The sequence below is a fragment of the Prevotella sp. genome, assembly GCF_051059605.1.
Lineage (GTDB): Bacteria > Bacteroidota > Bacteroidia > Bacteroidales > Bacteroidaceae > Prevotella.
Genome location: NZ_CP050883.1, coordinates 59,062 through 83,751, shown reverse-complemented (window position 1 = coordinate 83,751; position 24,690 = coordinate 59,062). Strand labels below are relative to the sequence as shown.

13 protein-coding genes, 3 tRNA genes and 3 rRNA genes are annotated in these 24,690 nt (G+C 39.1%); 1 reads left to right on the top strand and 18 read right to left on the bottom strand.

Going from position 1 to position 24,690, the window contains the following annotated elements:
• Nucleotides 1-70: 70 nt before the first annotated feature.
• From HEQ28_RS00295 to HEQ28_RS00265, 7 genes are all read right to left on the bottom strand, one after another.
• Nucleotides 71-1,108 (bottom strand): DHH family phosphoesterase, encoded by a 1,038-nt coding sequence (locus HEQ28_RS00295; RefSeq protein ID WP_434503207.1) that lies wholly within the window; start codon nucleotides 1,106-1,108, stop codon nucleotides 71-73.
• Between the two features lie 154 nt (nucleotides 1,109-1,262).
• The gene (locus tag HEQ28_RS00290) at nucleotides 1,263-2,174 is read right to left on the bottom strand and encodes a nucleotidyltransferase (RefSeq protein WP_434503206.1); all 912 of its coding nucleotides are present in this window, start codon (nucleotides 2,172-2,174) and stop codon (nucleotides 1,263-1,265) included.
• Nucleotides 2,175-3,129: 955 nt separating this feature from the next.
• Nucleotides 3,130-5,427: a translocation and assembly module lipoprotein TamL gene (locus HEQ28_RS00285; RefSeq protein WP_434503205.1), complete on the bottom strand. Its 2,298-nt coding sequence runs from the start codon at nucleotides 5,425-5,427 to the stop codon at nucleotides 3,130-3,132.
• A 2-nt stretch (nucleotides 5,428-5,429) separates the two neighbouring features.
• Entirely contained in the window at nucleotides 5,430-10,043 is a 4,614-nt protein-coding gene (locus HEQ28_RS00280; RefSeq protein WP_434503204.1) for a translocation/assembly module TamB domain-containing protein, read from the bottom strand.
• Nucleotides 10,044-10,159: 116 nt separating this feature from the next.
• On the bottom strand, nucleotides 10,160-10,834 hold the full coding sequence (locus HEQ28_RS00275) for an RluA family pseudouridine synthase (RefSeq protein ID WP_434503203.1): 675 nt from the start codon (nucleotides 10,832-10,834) through the stop codon (nucleotides 10,160-10,162).
• Nucleotides 10,835-10,851: 17 nt separating this feature from the next.
• Entirely contained in the window at nucleotides 10,852-11,604 is a 753-nt protein-coding gene (fabG, locus tag HEQ28_RS00270; RefSeq protein ID WP_434503202.1) for a 3-oxoacyl-[acyl-carrier-protein] reductase, read from the bottom strand.
• A gap of 34 nt (nucleotides 11,605-11,638) precedes the next feature.
• Nucleotides 11,639-12,232: a TetR/AcrR family transcriptional regulator gene (locus tag HEQ28_RS00265; protein ID WP_207153480.1), complete on the bottom strand. Its 594-nt coding sequence runs from the start codon at nucleotides 12,230-12,232 to the stop codon at nucleotides 11,639-11,641.
• A 221-nt stretch (nucleotides 12,233-12,453) separates the two neighbouring features.
• On the opposite strand from HEQ28_RS00265, the gene HEQ28_RS00260 reads away from it, so the two are divergent.
• Nucleotides 12,454-12,526, top strand: a tRNA-Met gene (locus tag HEQ28_RS00260).
• Nucleotides 12,527-12,671: 145 nt separating this feature from the next.
• Here HEQ28_RS00260 and HEQ28_RS00255 read toward each other — a convergent pair.
• From HEQ28_RS00255 to HEQ28_RS00205, 11 genes are all read right to left on the bottom strand, one after another.
• Entirely contained in the window at nucleotides 12,672-13,355 is a 684-nt protein-coding gene (locus HEQ28_RS00255) for a GDSL-type esterase/lipase family protein (RefSeq protein WP_434503201.1), read from the bottom strand.
• 4 nt (nucleotides 13,356-13,359) lie between these two features.
• On the bottom strand, nucleotides 13,360-14,373 hold the full coding sequence (locus HEQ28_RS00250) for a M48 family metallopeptidase (protein ID WP_434503200.1): 1,014 nt from the start codon (nucleotides 14,371-14,373) through the stop codon (nucleotides 13,360-13,362).
• Between the two features lie 4 nt (nucleotides 14,374-14,377).
• On the bottom strand, nucleotides 14,378-14,938 hold the full coding sequence (locus HEQ28_RS00245) for a LemA family protein (protein WP_434503199.1): 561 nt from the start codon (nucleotides 14,936-14,938) through the stop codon (nucleotides 14,378-14,380).
• Between the two features lie 132 nt (nucleotides 14,939-15,070).
• Nucleotides 15,071-15,514 carry a hypothetical protein gene (locus HEQ28_RS00240; RefSeq protein ID WP_434503198.1) on the bottom strand — a complete coding sequence of 148 codons (444 nt, stop codon included), beginning with the start codon at nucleotides 15,512-15,514 and terminating at the stop codon, nucleotides 15,071-15,073.
• A 561-nt stretch (nucleotides 15,515-16,075) separates the two neighbouring features.
• Nucleotides 16,076-16,188, bottom strand: a 5S ribosomal RNA gene (rrf, locus tag HEQ28_RS00235).
• An 86-nt stretch (nucleotides 16,189-16,274) separates the two neighbouring features.
• Nucleotides 16,275-19,172, bottom strand: a 23S ribosomal RNA gene (locus tag HEQ28_RS00230).
• Nucleotides 19,173-19,355: 183 nt separating this feature from the next.
• A tRNA-Ala gene (locus HEQ28_RS00225) sits at nucleotides 19,356-19,429 on the bottom strand.
• A 16-nt stretch (nucleotides 19,430-19,445) separates the two neighbouring features.
• Nucleotides 19,446-19,519 (bottom strand) — tRNA-Ile (locus HEQ28_RS00220).
• A 158-nt stretch (nucleotides 19,520-19,677) separates the two neighbouring features.
• Nucleotides 19,678-21,207: ribosomal RNA gene (locus HEQ28_RS00215) — 16S ribosomal RNA — on the bottom strand.
• Together the 16S, 23S and 5S rRNA genes with 2 tRNA genes alongside form the textbook arrangement of a ribosomal RNA operon.
• Before the next feature lie 1,410 nt (nucleotides 21,208-22,617).
• Nucleotides 22,618-23,961, bottom strand: a complete 1,344-nt coding sequence (locus HEQ28_RS00210; RefSeq protein WP_434503197.1) for a sensor histidine kinase — start codon at nucleotides 23,959-23,961, stop codon at nucleotides 22,618-22,620.
• Nucleotides 23,962-23,972: 11 nt separating this feature from the next.
• Entirely contained in the window at nucleotides 23,973-24,650 is a 678-nt protein-coding gene (locus tag HEQ28_RS00205) for a response regulator transcription factor (RefSeq protein WP_434503196.1), read from the bottom strand.
• Nucleotides 24,651-24,690 lie beyond the last annotated feature (40 nt).

Here is a 24,690-nt window from a genome sequence, read left to right as displayed (position 1 = left end):
ATGCAAAGATACTAAAAAGCTAACATATAGAAAGGTTATAATGAGAGTTTTTATTTATATTTCCCAATTTTTAAGCTTTCAACATATCACCGAATTTAATTATAGCGTTGCGGGCTATTATTTCAGCCTCTGCAAGACTACAATGCAGTTTACCACCACTAGCATTAAGATGTCCTCCCCCATTGAAAAATTCTTCAGAGACCTTATTACAAGGAAAATCATCAACAGAACGCAAACTCACAAGAACCGTATTATCATGTCGATCGTCTTCACGAAGTGATATTGAAAACTTATGTCCTTTTATACGCAACGGCTCATTGACAAGTCCTTCCAAATCACCTTTTATAAAGTGATAATTTTTCATATCTTGTCTGCTAACAGTGAAATAAGATGCATGATATTCCTCAAAGATATTCAACTTTTGACTCATTAAATAACCACGGAACTTAATTGCCCACGGACTATAATTATTGAATACATTGCGATATATTTTATCCTTATCTATTCCAACAGTAAGAAGAAGTCCTATAATAGAATATATTTCTGGACGTGCTGAATTATAAGTAAAGCCTCCTGTATCAGTCATCATTCCACAATATATTGGGACCGCTATCTTACGCGTCATATTTTCAATTCCAGAGAGTTGATAGATTAGGCGAAACACCAATTCACATGTACTGCATGCTTCAGGGTGTGAAATAGTTATAACTGAATCAATGACAGGATTAAGATGATGGTCTACAACCACTTTTTTTGCAGAAGATGCATCAATACCCTCTTGCATATCTTCAAGTCTTGCAGCATCGTTAAAGTCTAGAAAAAATATCAAGTCTGCATTCTTAAAAGCAGCATCTATTTCAACTTTGTGCTTATCGTATCTTACTATTTTCTCTGTACCAGGCAACCACTTTAAAAAATCAGGATATGCATCAGGAATAAACACAGATGGACTTTTGCCCTGCTGACGCAAATATTCCGCCAAACCAAGACAAGCACCTATCGCATCACCGTCAGGGCTTTTGTGCCCAACAAGTATGATTTTATTTGCATCGCTAATAAGAGTTTTCAACTCAGCGATTTCTTTCTCTGTTATAATATCTATCTGCATAATGATTGCAAAGGTAATAAAATTAGATGAAACCTAATATGATGGAAACAAAAATTGGTCAGAATTGATGCAATAAATAAATATACCGCAATCATTCCTGACCAATACTATATTTTAATAATGAATAGTTTGTATTTTCTACCCAACTACAAATTTAAAATATTTTATTTGGATATACGCCATCGTTTACAAGAGTTTGAATCTTGTCAACTACGCTCTGACGATCTGCAGAATAAGTAACACCAAACCATTTACTTGTTGTATCAAGAACCTTTACTGTAGCAGTATTTTCGTTGATAAGTTTGTTTACCATCAATGGAATGAAGAACTCAGCCTTAAGATTTTCAATATTCTTAGGATCAGAAAGGAACTCCTTGAAATAAGCCTCGCTATGCTCGAAATAGTCTGGAGTGAAACCCCATACATTCATTGATACAGGAGTGTTATCCTCTACTGCAACCCACTTACCTTCTTCATCTTTGTAAGAAACCTTACCATCTACACGGACAATTTCTGTACGCTCAACAACTGTTGTAAGATTTCCATTAGCATCTTTTGAACAAATTCCACGAGCTACTGTTCCGTTATCAGAAAGAGTGTTACCTACTCTGAAGCCAACCATAGCGTATGTATTTTTACTTCCTTCTGGAAGATCAGCCAAGAACTGACCAATTACCTTGAAACAGTCACGGTTATAGAAATCATCACAGTTGATAACACAGAATGGTTCCTTGATAACATCTTTTGCCATAAGTACAGCATGGTTGGTTCCCCATGGTTTCTCACGACCTTCTGGTACAGAGAATCCTTCAGGAAGACTATCAATACCCTGGAATACCAATTCTACAGGTACATGACCTTCGTACTTAGAAAGTACCTTTGTACGGAATTCATCTTCGAAATCTTTACGGATAACAAATACGATCTTACCGAATCCTGACTGAATAGCATCATAAATAGAATAGTCCATAATGGTTTCTTCGTTTGGACCCAGACCATCTAATTGCTTAAGACCACCATAACGACTGCCCATGCCGGCAGCTAAAAGTAACAATGTAGGTTTCATAAATAATATTTTTATTGTGCTTTAATTTGAATCGTACTTTAATTTGAATTGCAAATTTAACAAATAATACTGAGAATGAATAAGTATCGCCACACTTTTTAATCAACATAACATTTTTTTTTATGCTGTAACTGATTATTTTGGGTTCTTAGTCAATTTAGGGTAATATCATTCATAAATGGGCTTGACTCTACCAGGAAAAGTTTTTTTAATGCCACTAATGTCATAATGTCACAAACCCTTTGTTTATGGGGCTTCAGCCAGTGACATTAAGTGACATTATCGGGATAAAAGTGACATTAAACAGCAAATCACACCTATTTTTGGCGATTTATTACCAAATATGCAAATACATGCATAGACACATTTCCGTTTATGATGATCTGTACTCGTGACCATGTGCAATATACTTTGCAATATGGCTAATTATTATCTCAGTAACCAACTCAATAAATAGTACTAATTGTCATCAACCTTGTTCTTGTCGTTTTATTGATAATCATTCGTTTACCAGCGTTGAGTAATCTTCTTTTTCACGTTAAGTAATTCAATTGCCTAACGTAAGCAATTGGATTACCTACGTTGTGTAACCCGATTACCTACGTTGTGTAATCGGATTACACACATGCTAAGGTAATTGAATTACCCACATAACAAGGTAATCGGATTGCACACATGTTGAGGTAATCGAATTACACAGAAGTTGCGAAAATTTGGGGATATGTATTTATGCAAATAGCATAATTGCGAAAAAAACGCTAAAAACAGGTGCTAATTGGAGTTAAATGTCACTTTTACCCCGATAATGTCACTTAATGTCACTGGCAGAAGCCCCATAAATAAAGGGTTTGTGACATTATGACATTAGTGGCATTAAAAAAACTTTTTCTGGTAAAACTAGCCCATTTATAGAGGATCCTCCCGTAAATTAACAAAGAACCTTATTTTTAGATAACTAGAAAGGCATTCCGATTGCGAAATGCAGACTTTGACTGTCCTTGAAATTAGGTAGATTATAAAAACCACTTTTATATGGAAGGTGCAGACCTACTCCCCAGTCTACTCTAATCACAAAAAAATCCAAGTCATATCTTAATCCAACACCTGTACCCACAGCCATTTCCTTAACAGCATTATTTAATTTAAACTTTCCTCCTGGACGGTCGCTACTATCGTGCATCGTCCAAACGTTTCCTGCATCCAAGAACACTGCACCATAGAGATTACCTAAAAGATGTGGACGATATTCCAGATTAGCAAGAAACTTGATATCTCCTGTCTGGTCTAGATAAGAGTAAGTTTTTGCTGTAGGATAATAAGATCCTGGTCCCACACTTCTTACAGTAAAGGCACGCACACTATTTGCACCACCAACATAGAATTGTTCACTCCAAGGTGCCATGTCTGAATTACCATAAGCCCATATTGCACCTAGGTCAAAATGAGCGACAAGGTTTGAATGTTCTGCTAATCGCCACGTCTTTCTGAATTCGGTTTCTATTTTCACATATTGAGCATAGGGATTCTTAAACAGTTTTTTATCTTTCTCCCCCCATGACTTTCCTGCAATTGCATAGCCCAATGACAGGATATTAGCAGCCTCACTGATTGTTGTCTGCCACCATATCGGATTTCTGTATGTTTTGTCACTAGTGTAGATATAACTGTATCTCAATTTAGGAATAAACTGATTCTTCATTGACACTTGAAGATAAGGACTGGTCTTCATTACAGAGTCAAATTTAGCAGTATGTGAAGACATATACTCATACTCAAGTATAATAGGACTAAACTGATGCATAGAGTTCTTGCTTGTCTGAAAAGTATATGTTAACTCGCCTGATGCTATATGACGCTTGAAATATCCTGCACGATTGATAATATCAGTAGAAGCCTTTAATAAGGTAGACGGAGTCATGAAAAATCTACGACGCTGCATAAAAGGCATTAAGAGTCTTGGAAACTCCAGAGAGGCATCACCACCATATTCATAAGAATTTATGTTATCACTAGTACCACTAGCTGTATGTCCAGATTGCCATTCATAAGAGCCTTTTACGTTTATATCAAGCTTTTCTCCTCCACGGAAAGCATTTCGCTTTGTAAAACCGACAATAAGCCCTGGCCCCATTCTTCCACTTGTCCTACCTGTATAATTTGTCTCAACATAGAAATCATAAGGTTTGTCAAAGACACAATTCAAAGCCAAGTCTAATGTATCGCATGTAGCAGATGTATCACGTGGAGCAAATTGAAAATCAACTATACTAAACAGCCCATTACCAGAAATTCTATTTAAAGATTCTAGATAATTATCATAACTATATATATTTTTGGGTCTAAGTTTTAAATCGCGCATAATAACTCTTGGACGTATAGGGGAATGACGTCCGTTGAAATGAACCGTAAAATTACGATGCATCAACGAGTCATTGAGTTGTTCCATCATTTGCTTACGCAACTGCAAGTCCACTCTTCCTATATACCATTTACGCTTTGCCTTTTCTGGAATTTTTTCTGCAAGTTGAAATTTCATTTGAACTTTACCAGGAACAGAAAGCGTATCTGCAAGATAAGAAGCATAACTTGGCTGATAATAATAATAACCGTTATTACGGAACAACACATTCACTCGTGTTCTTTCTGCATCCAATGTGGACACATCAAAAGCATCTCCTTTATGTATAACAGCATCGGATAATGTCTTTTTCAACAAACTATCAGCATCTTCAGGAAATTTTTCATAAGCCACACTATCTATCGTGTATAGATGTCCCAAATCAATTTCATAACCTATCTTGGCTTTCTTTGGATTACTCATCGTTATTGTGTTGTAATTCACACTACCATTAAAATATCCATGTGATTTAAGTACAGATTGAGCAACTGATGCCCGCAAAGCAGGATTCACCCAACTCATCAAAACAGGAGCCTTACCAAATGATTTTGCAATCCATTTACCAACAGGTCCTTCTGATTTAGAAAAAGCATTCCACACCCAAAGACCATAAGGAAATGGAGTGCGATAATATGAGCTACCAAACAAGGCACCATTAGGAGCACATGCTAGAGCAGCATCAAGCTCATTACGGGTGAAATTGAAATGAGAATTACTCTCATAATTAGTGTATTTTATCTTTGTCAGTCCTACATACAGTTGGTCGCCTTCTGGCACCTTGTCCGTAGTGGAACAAGCTGAAAGCAGCGCTAAACCGCAAATTAACAATATGTAATTATATATTTTTGATATCATATTTATTTTTGCTTTACTGCATTATTTTTATCAACAACCACAGGAATAGAAGGTTCAGCATCCTTAAAACGGAACAGATCACTAAAATGCTGCACCTTGCGACGCCATATAAAACCAGCACCATACTGTCCTACATCTCCTTCCAACCAGTCGTAACTATCGCGATCATAGAATAGTTTTAAATATTGTGTTGAAGCCTCATTCAGACGATATTCGAAAGATACATTACTAAAGAATGACTGATTCTGATTTGCCACATCTTGTCCTGTAGAGAACTTACCGCCAACAATAATTCTAAGACGGTTGTTCCAAATTCTCTTTGCGAACTTGAATGAATAGTCTGTATGCTGGCTTCCGCTGGCATTCATCGCATTATCCATACCAAAGCTTAAATCTAATGTTTTCAAAGCGTTACCAGCTAGGCCATTGATCTGACTTTGCAGGAATGCGCTTAATGCCGAGTTCATTGAGAATCCATTTGTATTTCCATCGGCAAGATACATACCAGTAGTAAGCATTGTAACAGCGATCTTTCCACGTTCCTCAACACTCATCGTATTTAACTGGTTGTTAACAGCCATATCCTCTGGCGCTTTTATGATGAATTCCAAGCCCATATCCTTCAAAGTCTTCGTAATCTTCACGCCACATTCGAAAGAAACAGTTTTGCCTGTACCACCGTCAGAAGATACGGTAGCCTTGTTTGTTTCTGTGGCAGTGATATTTAATTTAGGATTCATTGGATCACCGTTAAACTCTATATAACTTCCGTCTTGTATATTAAAGGTCTTTAGTGGAATTATTGGCAAAGAATACTTCATCTCACCATTATTCAATGTATATCTTCCTGTAAGGCGCAGATTATCGACTGTATTGTATTGCATCCTCAAATCACCACCTCCAATAAGGTCTACATAGTTTGACTTATCAGCATTGAGCGCACAAAGTATATGAGCACTTTTGTTGATATTCATAGATAAATCCATATTGAAACCTGTCAATGAAGGACGGTTGACCGTCTGAGTTTTAGAATTTTTAAAGTCAGTAAACTTAACTAACCCGTCTAATTGATTATCCGTCGTGATTGGTGAATCTCTCAAGATATAGGTCATGTCGGTAGCTCCAAGCACATCAAGTTTTCCTCTCATCTGTAAATTATCTAAATGTCCATGCATACTTCCATAGAAATTGACAAATGCCTTTCCAAAAACTTCCGAGCGTAAGTTTTCCTTATAATCTATAATCTCTAAATTAGATGCTCGCATTTTCACGTCCATGTCCATGTTATCCAAATCAGAGAAATCAAGGTATCCAGCCATTGTCAACGGACTATCATTATGTGCATACATCTGGAAATTCTCAAACAGTAATTTACTTCCACTTATCGTTACTGGATCATTATCAAAACGCATCTCTACACCATAAGGCTGACTTACCAGATATGCGGAATCAAGATAAACTTCTCCATTTACATTTGGTTTTGACAGAGTTCCATTAATATTCAGAGTACCCTCTGCATACCCCTTGAAACCAATAATTTGATTAGGAATGAAACCATTGAATACAGCCATTGGGGTACGATCAAATCCTAAGTTTGCATCAATATTTCCAGCTCCTTCAGAGTTGTATGTTCCTTTAACAGTGGCTATTTTCAATCCATTTTGTGAGAGTACACCATCAACATAGTGTGAACCGTCCTTCTTTGGCATATATACAAACTCAGCCCCTATATCTCCCATTGGACAATTCTCATAAATCATGTTGTCCACCGTCATATTTGTTGATACAGAGATTTCGTCTTTCGTTTGTATAAAGTGATAATCTCCGTTCAAAACTCCAGAAACATCAGGTGTATAAGGCAAAACAGAGAGTATATCATGAAGTTTAAATTGGTGCAATGATACTGTTAGATCTTGAAGTGCTTCCTTATTTCCGTCATCCGTAAACAACTGGACTCCCATTCCATCATCAGACTTTAACTGTAGTTTAGCCGACAATCGTCTATCATCCCCTAAGAACACATAATTATCATCATTGGCATTAAATGTCTTATAACCAAGTATCGGTTTATCCCCCAATATGCTCAAACGTATTCCATGTTGTTCCATTGTTGCCAACAGTCCTAGTTGTATTCCCAATTTATCTTTGGCATCATAAAGTTGTGCCTTTAAAGAAGAACCATGTTCATTTAATTCTCCGTCTAAAATAGCACGAAACACATATTGTGGATTTCTACGATTGTTGATAACTTGAGCACGATAAACAAACTTATCGTTATCCGACTTAATATTGAATTTTACGGTGTCAAGTCTGATGCTATCAACAATTAAAGAATCTATGCTTAAATTTCCAGTAAGACCAACAATGTGAGAAGAGTGCATATCAACATTGGCTCTTGAGAAAGAATAACCATATTTATTAAGAAGATAAACCAAAAAATTATCTTTGCCGCTTGAGAATGTTATGCTTGCATCAGGCAACTTTCTGCGCAACATAACTTGATTGATGACTCGGTCTTTAAGTTGACGCTGAATCTCCTTTACAATACTTTGTCCTTGACTTAGCAATCGTCCATAACCACCTTTGGAATCTACACCAATATTGAAATCATCACTGTTAATAATTGCATGTGTCGTGTCACTACGCAAAAGAATGTCTACAGCAATGGCATCTGATTTATAAAACTTCTTATCGTCATGAATAGCCAAGTCATTAACCATTCCATTCACTTTATAATATTTATTCATGTCTGACTCTATATCCAGATGGGCACATATAGATGCAGACAAAGGTGATTTTGTAAGTTTAAGATTATACAAATCAGCATTAGCCAAATCGCAGACAAGCGTAGCCTTGACTGTTTTCTTATGTACTAATGCACTGAGGTTTATACTTCCCTTTAACAAAGGATTCAAACTATTTATAGAGGCATTGGCTACACCATTCTGTAATTTTATATTTGCATTGATACGATCAAGATTATAACCACCATAATTGAATTTACTTATTCTGGACCTCGCAACAATCATTGTACGTGAAGAAGTAAAGTCAAAGCCTTTTCCTTTCAACGCCACATAACCAGTGAAAGGATTCAAACCATAATTTGGAATGAAATGCTGCAACTGTAAATTTGAAGCATTTAGTGTTGCATTATATGCCATTCTATCGGCATCGAAATCAGCCACGGCTCTCACCTGTCCCTTACCTTCCTTTGCAATGAAGTTTGCCGCATATCTGTTTCCAGTAAACTTAAACGCTCCATCAACATAAATTCCATTTGGTATTTTTACATTGCGGCTTATTTCTTTAGAAAGCAATGACTTTACAAAGCCCAAATTATATGTATGAGCTTTTATATTCACATTTCCGCTAAGTTTCTTTAGATTGTCTATGTTCGATACAAAACCTTTTGCATCAAAATTAAATGCCGTAGACAACTTTACTGCAAGTCTTGAGAAGCTCACAGATTTCATATTACCAGCGGCTGTCCCCGAAACACTTAAAGAATAATTTGGCCATTGCTTTCTAAACGCCGACGGCATAGTACCCATGAAACGCATTAAATCATACTTACCAAAACTTCCATTTAAAGCAACATTAAATTTTCCAGGATTGCCTTTTGCAAATGCGTTCAAATCCAATGACACCCTTGCACGAAGATATGATTGCGGAGTCTTGAAATAAAGATTCTGCAAGAATAATCTATTTGAGTCAAGATGCATTTTTCCTGATAATGCGTCAACAGCTATTCCGCTTTTCTCTTTGAAACTACACTCACGTAATTTCATCCTCAAATTCGGCTTAAGGTATGAAAGATTTTCTATGCCTATAGCAATGTTACTTAGTCTAAAGTGATTATAGTCAAATCCTTTGGAATGTATCTTAAAATTGTTATCGTAATTTAAGCTACCGTCTTTCCAGTCGAAACGTTTTACTTTAAAAGTTCCTCTATATAAGTCGAAATAACCACCTTCTGTGATAGATTTACCAAGATAAGCCCGAACCTGAAGAGTGTCTCCTGGCATATGGACTGTCAAGTCTGTCTTCTCAATATTCACAGTGTGAACATTTATTTTCCAAAAATTAGATTTCTTTGTTGTATCCTTGGGTACGGTATCACTTAATGCTACGTCAAGGACTGCATTCTTAAGATTTGCCTTATCTATATTTACGTGTTCAGCGCCTAAGTCTATACAATGTGACACCAAATCCATTCGTGCGATAGTACCTTTCATACGTGCTTCGTGAATAAAATTAGTTGTATTCACCTTCATACAGTCAAAGCTCAACTCGTCTATATCTATTTTCTTACTGAAAAGAGGAATGAGTTTTACATTAGCTACAACTTTCTTTATATCGGCAACCGTATCCTTTATCTGCGGCATGGAATCATTCTGCTGAAGAATCTTCACACCTTCAATGCCAAGATTTAATGGAAATTCAAGATTTACGTGGTTAATAGTTATCTCTGTCTTTGTCTTTTCTGAGGCGTATGCAGTTACTTGCTTTACTGCCCATTTTTGAAATGGAGGGAAATAAAACAATATTGCCAAGATGGCAAACAATATAAATGGCGTACCAATTATTCCGATACCCCATTTTACATACTTCCTCATAGGCATCAAATTATGTCAACAATAAGATTAGCATAATATTTCTTGTTGCGCTTAATAAATAACTAACTGCGAAAATATAATAAAAAAGCGAATTGTGCAAGTTTTACCGACAAAACTTATACATATTCAGACAAAGCTTTCCATAAGTTGTCATCAGGAACTGGTGAATCAATAGAAATAAGTTCTTTTGACACTGGATGAGCGAACTCAACGTGATGTGACAATAAAGATATACTTCCATCTGGATTACTTCTCTTTGCACTATACTTCAGGTCTCCTTTTATCGGACATCCCATATTTGCCAATTGGCAACGTATCTGATGATGACGACCTGTCATAAGATTTATCTCTAGCAAATTATAATTATCGGTATGGGCAATTACCTTATATTGCAAGATAGCCTTTTTTGAATTTGGAACCTCATGATTGTATGCATAACTTTTATTCTGCTTTTCATTTCTCACAAGCCAATCCGTAAGCATACCTTCTGACTCCTTTGGAGCATCCTTTGTTATAGCCCAATATGTCTTATGCACTTCACCATCACGAAACATTTGATTCAAACGTGTAAGTGCTTTTGATGTCTTTGCAAAAACAACAAGTCCCGAAACAGGACGATCAAGGCGATGTACCACGCCGAGAAAAACATTTCCCGGCTTTTGGTACTTCTCCTTTATGTATTTCTTCACTGTCTCAGACAATGGCTCATCTCCGGTTTTATCACCTTGCACGATTTCCCCACTGCTCTTATAGACAATGATTATATGATTATCTTCGTAAACTGGAATCAATTTTTTCTACTTATTGATTACATGTTCATACCACCATCTACCTGGATAACCTGACCAGAAACATAGCTAGAAAGGTCTGAAGCCAAATAAACTGCAGTGTTTGCGATATCAGTAACATTACCACCACGACGAAGAGGAATCTTACTAATCCATTCCTTGCGAACATCGTCAGTCAAAGCCTGTGTCATTGCTGTATCTATGAAACCTGGAGCAATCGCGTTTGCACGAATTCCCTTAGGACCCATTTCCTGACCGATACTCTTTGCCAATGCAATAAGACCAGCTTTTGAAGCAGCATAGTTTGCCTGACCAGCATTACCATGTACACCAACAACAGATGCCATATTGATTATAGAACCACCGCGCTGACGCATCATTACTGGAACACATGCGTGGATAAAATTGAATGCACTCTTCAAGTTAACTGCAATAACTGCATCCCATTGCTGTTCTGTCATACGCAACATAAGACCGTCCTTAGTGATACCAGCATTGTTTACTAAAATATCTACAGAACCGAACTCTTCCTTAACCTTAGCTACAACTTCTTCTGTCTGCTTGAAATCAGCAGCATTACTTGCATATCCCTTTGCCTTTACGCCAAGAGATGCAATCTCGCGCTCTGTTGCCAGACCACCATGCTCTTCATCTATAAATAGATCTGTGAATGCAATGTTTGCTCCTTCTTCTGCAAACTTCATGGCAATAGCCTTACCAATGCCGCGTCCAGCACCTGTAATAAGGGCTGTCTTACCTGTTAATAATCCCATTTTTCTAATTTGTTAAATGTTATATATTAAAAAATTACCTGCTAATAGATTTACCCAATGCACCATAAACGACTTTTGCCACCAATGGTTTACTGCTTTCCTCTGTCAATCCATGACCCAGACGACCATATATAAACGGAACTTCAAGTCCCTTTATACAATAATGAGTAATGTCTGCTACTAAATCAACATCATCAATATCAAACTCCCCATCGGCCTTGCCTTCAGCATAAACCTTACGGAACAGTTCAATCTCGTCCTCATCAAAGTTTTTTCTCACTTTCTCAACCATCCATATATTACGGAAAAATTCCGCACGCAAATTGCCATTTCTAACAACAGTCTCACGTATCATACTAAGATGAGTGTAAATAAGTTCAATTATTTTATCTTGGGGACGTATCTTCATACTTGCCACTTCATCCAATCTATCAGAAAGACGTTCCAATTCAGATTCAATAACAGCAGAATACACGTCTTCCTTTCTACTGAAATACGTGTAAAGAGTTCTACGTCCCTTACCAGAAGCAACGGCAATGTCATTCATCGTTGTATTGGCAATACCATTTTTGGCAAAAAGAAGTCTTGCTACGTCGACAAGCTTCTGCCTTGTTCTTGAGATTGACATATATGTTCCTATCTTATTTTAATTGCACATCATATTTAACATGTGCAAATGTAGGGTATTTATTTTAGATAACAAACACAATATGTAATTATTAAACTTATTTTTAAAAAAGTCATATAAATATTTGGTGGTCTCAAAAATTAGTGATACCTTTGCACTCACAAAACAAGAACATAGGATAACAAACATTTCAAAGCTCTTGATTTTCAATTGGTTAATATCGCGGAGTGGAGCAGTTGGTAGCTCGCCAGGCTCATAACCTGGAGGTCGCATGTTCGAGTCTTGCCTCCGCAACTAAATTATCTCGGAACCCTTTTAAACAAGGCGTTCCGAGTTTTTTTATTATATATATAAGACAATTTTAGCACAAACACCATTTTATCTAAAATAATCAATATTATTCATAAATAAAAACGGATGCATTTTTGCATCCGTTTTTCTATAAATATCTATTTAATCTAAAAGTCCAAACTTTATACCCGATTGGAGTTAAATGAAGTCCATCACATGTTAGTGGTTTACGCATTTCATTTGTTCCATGTCGATTAAAATCCTTAAACAAATTAATGTAGGTAATATTATTACGCATACAGTAATGTCGTAAGAGTCTGTTTACAGCAGCAACTTCATCAGTCTTACCGTCCAGATTCTTCCATTGATCGAAAGTTTCATTTATAGGAAGAATACTCTGCACATACAATTTCGTGTGGCGTCTATAAGCCCAGATTTTATCTATTACTTTCTGGCATTTTTCAAAAACCTCACTTGCTGTTAACCCATGACTGATATCATTAATTCCAATCATCAGAAATATAGCCTTGGGTTTCCCCGGTAGTATTTGGTTCAGCCTTTGATATATTCCTTCTGCATCATCCCCGGCGATACCACGGTTTTTCACATGTCTATACTTTAACAGTTTGCTCCAGTCTCCTGCGTATTCAGTTAAACTATTGCCTAACATCACTACATCCGTACTGTCAATATCACTCATTCTTTCAAATTCGGCAACCTTGTCATTATAATGATCAAATGAACGATAGCTTACATGTTGTGCAAAAACCTGTGATGAAAACAATCCTATAACAAGTAATGATATTATTCTTAATTTATTAAAATACATCATAATCTTAAAATTGCTCCAATATAGCTATGCGCTTCTCTGTATCAGGGTGAGTACTGAACAGTGAATTCATAAAACTTAGAAGCCCTTGCTTCATATCATCAGGCTTAATGATAAACAATTGCGCTACATCAGCTCTTTTCACATTATCTAATCCAGGATTTCCTGATATTTTTCTCAATGCAGAAGCCAACGCCAATGGGTCACCACATAATTCAGCTCCACCAGCATCTGCCATATATTCACGTTTACGAGATATGGCAAATCTTGTCAAAAGAGTAAAAAGATATGCGATTGCGCAACAAACAAGTCCTATAAGCATAATTACAACTATAGAAAGTCCACCTCCTTTATCATTGTCATTATCGTTACTTCGTCTGCTAGTTCCACCAAACCACATCATATTATACATCATGTTCAATACTAATGACATTACTGTGGAAACTATACCAACAAAAATAATACTGGTAATAAGAAGTTTCGTATCTCGGTTTCGTATATGCGTAAGTTCATGTCCCAGCACACCAGCAAGTTCTTTGTCATCAAGTAAATCCAACAATCCTGTTGTAACAGTAACTGTATAGCTATTCTTGTTTATTCCACTTGCAAAAGCATTGAGCTGCGGATCATCTACGATATTAAGCTGCGGCATATCCATATTGCAAGTCATACACAGATTCTCCACAATGTTGTAAAGACGTGGATTTTCCATACGACTTACAGAGCGTGCACCTGTAGCTTGCTTTATCATAGATACATTTGAGAAATAGGCAATGATAAACCAAATACCAACAACTCCAAGTACCCATGGCAAGTAAGATAGGAACATTTGGTTTGCTGCATCTACATTAAAATGATAAACTATTTGGCCGTAATCGTTATAAACGCCACTGCTGAAATAATTTATCAAGGCAACAAAGACCCACATCATCCCAAGTATACCAACAGGAAAAACGAGCAATAAGAGCAGACTCAGGATATTATTACGACTTATCTGAGTCTGCAATCCAACATATTTCATCTATTTAGAACTTTACATCAGGAGCTTTGTCAAATTCGGCTCTGTCTTCCTGAGGGATTTCAAACATAGGTTCCTTCTTAAAACCAAACATATTGGCGAAAATATTTGAAGGGAATACCTCTACTGCATTATTAAGCTCTCTTGTAGCAGAATTGAAGAATCTACGAACTGCAGCCAATTTATTTTCTATATCAGAAAGTTCATTTTGCAATTGAAGAAAGTTCTCATTAGCTTTCAACTCAGGATAAGCCTCCAAAGAAACTTTAAATCCTGCAAGAGCACTGGTAAGAGCATTTTCTGCATTAATTTTATCATCAATTGTAGTAGCTCCCATAGCTGCAGAGCGAGCCTCTGTTACTCTCATGAATACTTCTTTCTCATGATCAGCATATCCCTTAACCGTAGCAACAAGTTGTGGAACCAAATCATGACGTTGTTTTAACTGAACATCTATATTTGCAAAAGCATTTTCACGATTGTTTCTCAGTTTTACAAGATTGTTGTAAATAGAGATACACCAAAAAACAAGTAGTACAACGACTACTAATACAATAATCAATTTCATAATCAATATAGTTTATATTTTTGTTTGGTTACAAAATTAATCTAAAAGTTGCTCAAACAATTTATTATTAAGATTAATTAGGAAGAAAAAGCCTGATTGTCATTTTTGACAACCAGGCTCTATAGAATAAAATTAATTCTTTAACAGATTCATAACCTTTTCAAAATATCGCTGTGTTCGCTGAATGCTGAAATTTAAACCACCATTCCATAATCGAACTGCCTTTTCTATATTATTGAAAGGATTATAATACGATTGTATAAGTAAGAACATTTCCTTCGATTTCGAAAGACTGAATCTATCAGATAACTTATATCTCTTTTTGCTTTTTCTTTTTTTAAGTATCTGATTACATTCAACCACCAAAATAGGAGTAATCTGCATAGCTCCTACTGAACTACCTCTTTTTGCACGGATATTACCGTGACTTTCCACCTGAACAATCGCTTCCATCACTGGATTCCAATCGTAATTTTTTGAATCTACTCCTTTTGTAGTCTCAGCTGCAAAACCGGACACAGGAATAAACATAAATACAATAAGTATTAATAACACAATTTTGTTTCTTCTCTTCATATTTTTTTCTTTATGGAACCTGAGCAATAGAAAAAGCAAAAATTGCTCGAGATCAAAGTCTATGTGAGAAAGAGTTACACTTTTAATCTCAGTTCCGTTAGATACCTTAATGGGTAATTCTAATAAATCAAATATTACCCTTATTCTTATCATTTGCAAAGATACAAAAAAAAATCCGTTTTACCAAGCCTTTATTATTTAAATTGTCTATTTTTAAGAATTAGGAATAACATTATAATATATTGATAATCAACAAGTAAACAATATTTACACTGTATTTTTTCCTTACAAAATGACAGTTATTGTGTAACAGATTTGATTAGCCTATTACACTAAAATATTAGATAAACAAGGACAACTTATAACATTTTCCAGATGCGAAATAGTACTAAAAATATTGCCGTAATATAATATCAATCTTAAATTATCGGAGCTATCTGAGTTATCAGTTTTTAACAGAGTTATTATATTTTCAGAGTTATCATAATTATCAGATAGCTCAGATTATATAAACACAAAAAAAGCCTCGAAAGATATCTCTATCCTCGAGGCTTCAGTAAAAGAAGGCGGCTTCCTACTCTCCCGCATTGCATTGCAGTACCATCGGCGCAAGTGGGCTTAACTTCTCTGTTCGGAATGGGAAGAGGTGGGACACCACAGCAATAACCACCTGATATGGGTTATGACGTATTTTTCACAAGCAAACCGTAAGGAACAAGGTTCCCACTATAATCTTAAACAACTCAAAGTATGACCTTCCGAAAGAAAGTTTCGGGCAATTAGTAGTGCTCGGCTTTGACGTCACCGTCTTTACACCTGCACCCTATCAACGTTGTCGTCTTCAACGACCCTCTATGGAGTTCTAATCTCGCGGCTGGCTTCGCACTTAGATGCTTTCAGCGCTTATCCATTCCAGACTCAGCTACCCAGCGGTGCGCCTGGCGGCACAACTGGTAAACCGGAGGTCTGTCCATCACGGTCCTCTCGTACTAGTGACGGCACCACTCAAAACTCCCACGCCCACGATAGATAGAGACCGAACTGTCTCACGACGTTCTGAACCCAGCTCGCGTGCCACTTTAATGGGCGAACAGCCCAACCCTTGGGACCTTCTCCAGCCCCAGGATGTGACGAGCCGACATCGAGGTGCCAAACCACCCCGTCGATATGAGCTCTTGGGGGGGATCAGCCTGTTATCCCCGGAGTACCTTTTATCCTTTGAGCGACGGAGTTTCCATACACATCCGCCGGATCACTATGCCCCAGTTTCCTGCCTGCTCGGCATGTCTGCCTCCCAGTCAAGCGCCCTTATGCCATTGCACTCTATTAGGTCGGTTACCAATCGACCCGAGGGCACCTTTGGAAGCCTCCGTTACGCTTTTGGAGGCGACCACCCCAGTCAAACTACCCACCAAACAATGTCCTCGCAAAAGCGAGTTAGACCTCAGACAGCCAAAGGGCCGTATTTCAAGGATGGCTCCACATACGCTGGCGCGCACGCTTCAAAGCCTCCGGCCTATCCTACACATCGGATGACCAAGGTCAATGCTAAGCTGTAGTAAAGGTTCACGGGGTCTTTTCGTCCCATCGCGGGTAATCGGCATCTTCACCGATACTACAATTTCACTGAGCTCATGGTTGAGACAGCGTCCGGATCATTACACCATTCGTGCAGGTCGGAACTTACCCGACAAGGAATTTCGCTACCTTAGGACCGTTATAGTTACGGCCGCCGTTTACCGGGGCTTCAATTCAATGCTGCATCCTTAAAGGAATGACATCTCCTCTTAACCTTCCGGCACCGGGCAGGTGTCAGACTGTATACTTCATCTTTCGAGTTAGCACAGCCCTGTGTTTTTGTTAAACAGTTGCCTGGACCTATTCTCTGCGCCTCTCCCGGAGGAGAGGACCCCTTATCCCGAAGTTACGGGGTTAATTTGCCTAGTTCCTTAACCATGAATCTCTCAACGCCTTAGTATGTTCTACCCGTCTACCTGTGTCGGATTGCGGTACGGGTACCACAGGGATTAAGTTTAGCGGATTTTCTCGGGAGTATGCTTACCAGCGCTATCAGCTTCCCCCGAAGGGGAGGCCGTACTATCAGGTTCGACTCGGAAGGTGGATTTGCCTGCCTTCCTCAACATCTACACCCTTTAACGGGGACTTCCGTCACCCCGCGGCTGTGTCACTGCTCCGTCTCCACGTCACTCCCTATGGTAGTAACGGAATATTAACCGTTTCTGCCATCGCCCTCGCCCTTCGGCTGAGACTTAGGACCCGACTAACCCCAGGCTGATTAACATTGCCTGGGAAACCTTAGACTTTTGGCGGAGGGGGATCTTACCCCTCTAATCGTTACTTATACCTACATTTGCTTTTCCATACGCTCCAGGATCAGTTATCTTCTCCATTCGACGCATATGGAATGCTCCCCTACCGATACTTTTATTATTACTATCCCGCGTCTTCGGTACCTGCCTTATACCCGATTATTATCCATGCCCGGACCCTCGACTAGTGAGCTGTTACGCACTCTTTGAATGAATGGCTGCTTCCAAGCCAACATCCTAGCTGTCACTGGGACCAGACTTCGTTAGACTAACTTAGACAGAATTTGGGGACCTTAGACGGCGGTCTGGATTCTTCTCCTCTCGGGGACGGACCTTAGCACCCGCCCCCTTACTGCATATCTGCTGCTCATGAGCATTCGGAGTTCGTCAGGTCTTGATAGGCGGTGAAGCCCTCTTGACCTATCGGTCGCTCTACCTCTCATGAGGATCGATACACGCGGCACCTAAATGCCTTTCGGGGAGTACGAGCTATCTCCAAGTTTGATTGGCCTTTCACTCCTACACTCAACTCATCCAGAAGCTTTTCAACGCTTATTGGTTCGGACCTCCATTCCGTGTTACCGGAACTTCATCCTGGTCAAGTGTAGATCACTTGGTTTCGCGTCTACCCCCTCTGACTAAACGCCCTGTTCAGGCTCGCTTTCACTGCGGTTGCGGGGCTTAACCCCTTAACCTTGCCAGAGATGGTAACTCGTAGGTTCATTATGCAAAAGGCACGCCGTCACTGATTGCTCAGCTCCGACCGCTTGTAAGCGTATGGTTTCAGGAACTATTTCACTCTTCTTATCGAAGTTCTTTTCACCTTTCCCTCACGGTACTGGTACACTATCGGTCTCACAGGAGTATTTAGCCTTACCGGATGGTCCCGGCAGATTCGCGCAGAATTCCTCGTGCTCCGCGTTACTCAGGATACCACTATGCCGGTTTCAACTTCACATAAGGGGCTATCACCCGCTATGGCTGAACTTTCCAGTTCATTCTGTTCATTGTTGCCGTACAACAGCGTGGTCCTACAACCCCGGCGGTGCGTTGCCACATCACCGGTTTGGGCTGTTCCCCGTTCGCTCGCCACTACTAGGGGAATCATTATTTATTTTCTCTTCCTCCGGGTACTAAGATGTTTCAGTTCCCCGGGTTAACCCTCACGACTGGCGTGAGTGACTGTCCTTCAGACAGACGGGTTGTCCCATTCGGAAATCTTCGGATCAACGGCTATTTGCACCTACCCGAAGCTTATCGCAGCTTATCACGTCCTTCATCGTCTCTGTGAGCCTAGGCATCCACCATACGCCCTTTCTTACTTTCTTTCGCCAACATGACAGTAAATGTCATGAGGTTGCTCATACTTTCAGCTGTTAAGTGAAATCTAAAAAATCTTGCGATTTGTTGATTTCAAAGTTTGAACTTTGTTACTTTACAGTTTTGCTTGTGTCAATATGTCAAAGATCTATGTGGAATACATATACTTAATCAAAAGCATGTTCCTTGTGTGGAGAATAACGGATTCGAACCGTTGACCCCCTGCTTGCAAAGCAGGTGCTCTAGCCAGCTGAGCTAATCCCCCGTGGGATTTTAAGGAGTAGTCCCAGGCAGACTTGAACTGCCGACCTCCACATTATCAGTGTGGCGCTCTAACCAACTGAGCTATAGGACTATATCTTCCAGCTGGTTCATTCAAGCTACGTGGGCTTATTGTGCCCAGCTTCCTTATTTCTCTTATATGTATAAACAGTTCAGTGAGTACAAGAAGGAAAAGAACCAAACTCTTGTTCTATCCTTATATATAATCCTTTGTCGGAAAATCGTCTCCAGAAAGGAGGTGTTCCAGCCGCACCTTCCGGTACGGCTACCTTGTTACGACTTAGCCCCAATTACCAGTTTTGCCCTAGGCCGTTCCTTGCGGTCACGGACTTCAGGCACCCCCGGCTTTCATGGCTTGACGGGCGGTGTGTACAAGGCCCGGGAACGTATTCACCGCGCCATGGCTGATGCGCGATTACTAGCGAATCCAGCTTCGTGAGGTCGGGTTGCAGACCTCAGTCCGAACTGGGACCGGCTTTAAGGATTGGATTACTTTTGCAAGCAACCGTCTCTCTGTACCGGCCATTGTAACACGTGTGTAGCCCCGGACGTAAGGGCCGTGCTGATTTGACGTCATCCCCACCTTCCTCACACCTTACGGTGGCAGTATCTCCAGAGTGCCCAGCATGACCTGATGGCAACTAAAGAAAGGGGTTGCGCTCGTTATGGCACTTAAGCCGACACCTCACGGCACGAGCTGACGACAACCATGCAGCACCTTCACAGAGGCCCCGAAGGGCATCACCATCTCTGGATCTTTCCTCTGCAATTCAAGCCCGGGTAAGGTTCCTCGCGTATCATCGAATTAAACCACATGTTCCTCCGCTTGTGCGGGCCCCCGTCAATTCCTTTGAGTTTCACCGTTGCCGGCGTACTCCCCAGGTGGGATGCTTAATGCTTTCGCTTGGCCGCTGGCCCAGGTGGGTCAACAGCGGGCATCCATCGTTTACCGTGCGGACTACCAGGGTATCTAATCCTGTTCGATACCCGCACTTTCGAGCTTCAGCGTCAGTTGTGCTCCCGTAAGCTGCCTTCGCAATCGGAGTTCTTCGTGATATCTAAGCATTTCACCGCTACACCACGAATTCCGCCTACGTTGCGCACACTCAAGTCTGCCAGTTCGCGCTGCAATTCAGATGTTGAGCATCTACATTTCACAACACGCTTAACAGACGGCCTACGCTCCCTTTAAACCCAATAAATCCGGATAACGCCTGGACCTTCCGTATTACCGCGGCTGCTGGCACGGAATTAGCCGGTCCTTATTCATACAGTACCTACAAATAACCACACGTGGCTAACTTTATTCCTGTATAAAAGCAGTTTACAACCCATAGGGCCGTCATCCTGCACGCTACTTGGCTGGTTCAGGCTTCCGCCCATTGACCAATATTCCTCACTGCTGCCTCCCGTAGGAGTTTGGACCGTGTCTCAGTTCCAATGTGGGGGACCTTCCTCTCAGAACCCCTACTGATCGTTGCCTTGGTGGGCCGTTACCCCGCCAACAAGCTAATCAGACGCATCCCCATCCACAACCGATAAATCTTTATTCCTCGTCAGATGGCATCTGAGGAAATTATAGGGTATTAGTCTTACTTTCGCAAGGTTATTCCCTAGTTGGGGGCAGGTTGGATACGCGTTACTCACCCGTGCGCCGGTCGTCGACAAGGAAAGCAAGCTTTCCTCTCGTTACCCCTCGACTTGCATGTGTTAAGCCTGTAGCTAGCGTTCATCCTGAGCCAGGATCAAACTCTCCATTGTAAAATATTATATATTCTATTTCTAGAATGTCTGTAATCTGTTCAGAACGAATCTCCTAAATTATTGTAGTCTAAAACCTGATTTTTTCGAAACCGAACTAATGTCCGGTGACGGTTTGTTTCTTTTTACCCGAGTACCGAAATAAATCTCAGCACTCGCTTCTTGTACTACTTTTCTGTCTATGTAAATCTTTTCAAAGAACTCTTTCTTCTTTCGAAGAACACCAGCTACACTCAACATAAGAAATAAATTTCATTCTGTTTTCGTTTGCACGATGTTTCTTTTGCTGTATTAAAAACCGTTGTTCTTAAAAGCGAGTGCAAAAGTATAGGTTTTTATTCAAACCTCCAAATCTTTTTGATAAAAAGTTTCAATTATATTTCAATATTTCCGTTTTGTTGACAGAATTGATGATTTGGAAAATCATATACATTATTATATATAGAGAGGGATGGGATGTCTTTTATTTATGCCAGGCAAATAGCCAAACAAAGGGGATTCACTACTATTGGAATTCACATTTTTAAGCTACGGAGCTACGTAAAGGTATTAACTTACTGTAGTTTAGTAAGTTACGTAATATTTTACAGAAATATAGCTACGGCAAGCTACGTTCGAGCTACGTCATGGGATGGAGTTTCAACGATGAAAAGGAAAAGATGGAATTATTCGGGATCACTTTTAAACGAGAAAAAGAGGACGTTTGATCGATGGATTGGAAACTTTATAACGATATAATGGAAACGTTTGATCGATGTAATGCAAACTTTATGTCGTAGGATCAGAAACTTTATAACGATACAATAGAAACGTTTGATCGTAGAAACGGTTTTATTGATGAGTATTAATGGTCTACCGCCAGTCTTCTATGTTTCATTCTTCCTACATACTGTTTTATAAAAAAAAGCGTCGAAGTGTCGAATTGCTCATTATCAGCAAGTTATATTCAAAACAAGTGTCGGCAAGGTGTCGGTGAAGTGTCGGTAAAATTCAAAACAGTGCCGACGCCTTACCGGCACTTCACCGACACTTAAATCACAGCTAACATATTGATAGTCAGACATTCGACACTTAGACACTTATATTCCAAAAACTCCTAGTACGCGCGTACGTACATAATATATATAAGCATTTGGAAATATATCTCAGAAAGAACATCATATTGAAATTCACCTCTGTTTTGGGGCAAACACTTCTATTCTATATGAAAACGACCGTAATTGACGTAGCTAGAACGTAGCCTGACGTAGCTAAGTTTCATTGTATAATTCTCTCCTCCCCTTTGTTTAAGGGCTGTTACAGCGATGACGTAGCTACGTAGCTTAAAAAATGAAAAGCATGGGGGGAATTATAGTTACCATAGCCCCGCTCGTTCATTAAACTCACCCCAACACCTTTAATAATAATAGTTTATCCATTTCCTTTATATTCATCAAAGGAGATTGTGAATTTGGTGTGAACATTTTCCTCTGTGTCGATATCTATCGTGGCATTGTATATTTTCAATATCTTTGCAGAAAGAGCCAGCCCTACTCCATAACCGGAATATTCTCGCGTGTTGGTAGCACGATAAAATGATTGGAAGATATGTTCTACCTCTGTTTTTGGAATTCCTATACCATAATCTTCTATCTCCACAACTATCTTTTCTGCAATACGTTTCAGACGCAAATCTATATTCTTATCCGAGTACTTTGTGGCATTGTTTAAAAAATTGCGGAATGCAACCTGCAACAGATACGGATTTGCATATATAAGTGCTGGAGATTCTGCTTCATCAGAAAAAGCCACACGTTCAGTAGACTGCGCCATTCCTATAAGAAGTTCAGACATATCTATACCTGTCGACTCCTGCTGAGTAAGATCATCATCATGACGTGACAAGAACAATAAATGCTTTATCAGCAAAGACACACGTTTACTCTCAGAATAAATTCGTTGCAACGACTCAGTATATTCCTGAGTATTTCTATCCTTCATCAAAGTAATCTCGCACTCCCCCTGTATAGCTGTCAACGGATTGCTAAGTTCATGAGAAGCAGCACTTACGAAAGACTTTTCAGATCTGAAAGCCTCAGCTATACGATCAAGCATATCATTTAGATTATGAACAAGCGCATCAAGTTCATCCTTATTTCCTGTCTCCTCTAACCTCACATCCATATCATTACCACGGATGCTTTTTAGATGTTCCAATATCGACTTCAAAGGTTTCAGTATTCTTCCAGAATAAAGCTGTCCCATTAGTACTGTAATTGTAATGCTTAATAAGAGAAGAATCAACGAGAGATAAAGCGTATGCTGTTGTATTTTATAGCCATAATTATTATGTGCAGTGACAAGAATAACAAACTTTCCCATCTTATCAGGATAATACAATGCCACACCATTAAGGGCTCCCTTTGAGAAATTTACCGGATTACCATTATAAATAGCCCTCTGTTCATTTTCTGTAAGATATTTATCAAGAGAATCCTTCAACACTTTTCCACTTCCATCAACTTTTATCACAGATTCTCTGGCACGTGGTATCAGCTCTCTGTAATTACGCTCCAGCATTTTGTATTCGTCAGAATCCATTTCGTCTGCTTTGAAATTTCTCTGCGCCGAGAGGTAGATCTTATCACGTAGGTTGGCTTCAAACACCCTATCTACATATCTTGACGTGAACACATAGAATATTAAAATGATAAACATTGCTATGCCAAACGTAAGACACGTATAAAAGAGCACTATCTTATGACCTATTTTCATTATATCTTTATTTATTCTGCCATAATATATCCAACACCAACAACCGTATGAATGAGTTTTTGCTTAAAATCCTTATCAATTTTTGTTCTAAGATAATTCACATAAACATCAACAACATTGGTATTTGTATCAAAATTTTTATCCCATACCTCTTTTAGCAAAGTCATTCTACTTATTGCAACATTTTGGTGAGACATAAAATATTCCAGCAATCTATATTCTTTCACGGTAAGGTCAATATCTATATTATTACGTGTAGCTTTATGATTGCGACTATTGAGTACTAAATCGCAACACCTTAATTCGGAATTCACGCCATTATCCGAAGCACGCCTTAACAATGCTTCTATACGTGCTTCAAGTTCGGTAAAACTAAAAGGTTTAACAAGATAATCGTCGGCCCCAGCTTTAAGCCCTTTTACTATGTCATCAGTAGTTCCGAGAGCTGTAAGCATTATAACTGGAGTTTTGTAACCATAAGAAGAACGGTATTTAGCACACATATCAAGTCCATTCATTTTAGGCATTATAATGTCTAAAATCAAGAAATCGAAACTATCAGAGCGTGCTATGTTCCAGCCCTCCTCACCATCATAAGCCACTGTTACCTCATGACCAAGTTCCATCAGTCCACGCTTTATAAACGAGGCTATGTTTACCTCATCCTCTACCAATAATATTTTTGCCATAAAATATAAATATAAAATTGGATTGCAGTTACAAAGTTAA

Bases quoted from the DNA above. Each gene is read 5' to 3' on its own strand.
- HEQ28_RS00245 (WP_434503199.1), bottom strand. From the start codon at position 14,938: ATGAAATTGATTATTGTATTAGTAGTCGTTGTACTACTTGTTTTTTGG.
- HEQ28_RS00285 (WP_434503205.1), bottom strand. From the start codon at position 5,427: ATGATATCAAAAATATATAATTACATATTGTTAATTTGCGGTTTAGCG.
- HEQ28_RS00240 (WP_434503198.1), bottom strand. From the start codon at position 15,514: ATGAAGAGAAGAAACAAAATTGTGTTATTAATACTTATTGTATTTATG.
- HEQ28_RS00250 (WP_434503200.1), bottom strand. From the start codon at position 14,373: ATGAAATATGTTGGATTGCAGACTCAGATAAGTCGTAATAATATCCTG.
- HEQ28_RS00265 (WP_207153480.1), bottom strand. From the start codon at position 12,232: ATGTCAATCTCAAGAACAAGGCAGAAGCTTGTCGACGTAGCAAGACTT.
- fabG (WP_434503202.1), bottom strand. From the start codon at position 11,604: ATGGGATTATTAACAGGTAAGACAGCCCTTATTACAGGTGCTGGACGC.
- HEQ28_RS00210 (WP_434503197.1), bottom strand. From the start codon at position 23,961: ATGAAAATAGGTCATAAGATAGTGCTCTTTTATACGTGTCTTACGTTT.
- HEQ28_RS00290 (WP_434503206.1), bottom strand. From the start codon at position 2,174: ATGAAACCTACATTGTTACTTTTAGCTGCCGGCATGGGCAGTCGTTAT.
- HEQ28_RS00255 (WP_434503201.1), bottom strand. From the start codon at position 13,355: ATGATGTATTTTAATAAATTAAGAATAATATCATTACTTGTTATAGGA.
- HEQ28_RS00280 (WP_434503204.1), bottom strand. From the start codon at position 10,043: ATGAGGAAGTATGTAAAATGGGGTATCGGAATAATTGGTACGCCATTT.
- HEQ28_RS00295 (WP_434503207.1), bottom strand. From the start codon at position 1,108: ATGCAGATAGATATTATAACAGAGAAAGAAATCGCTGAGTTGAAAACT.
- HEQ28_RS00205 (WP_434503196.1), bottom strand. From the start codon at position 24,650: ATGGCAAAAATATTATTGGTAGAGGATGAGGTAAACATAGCCTCGTTT.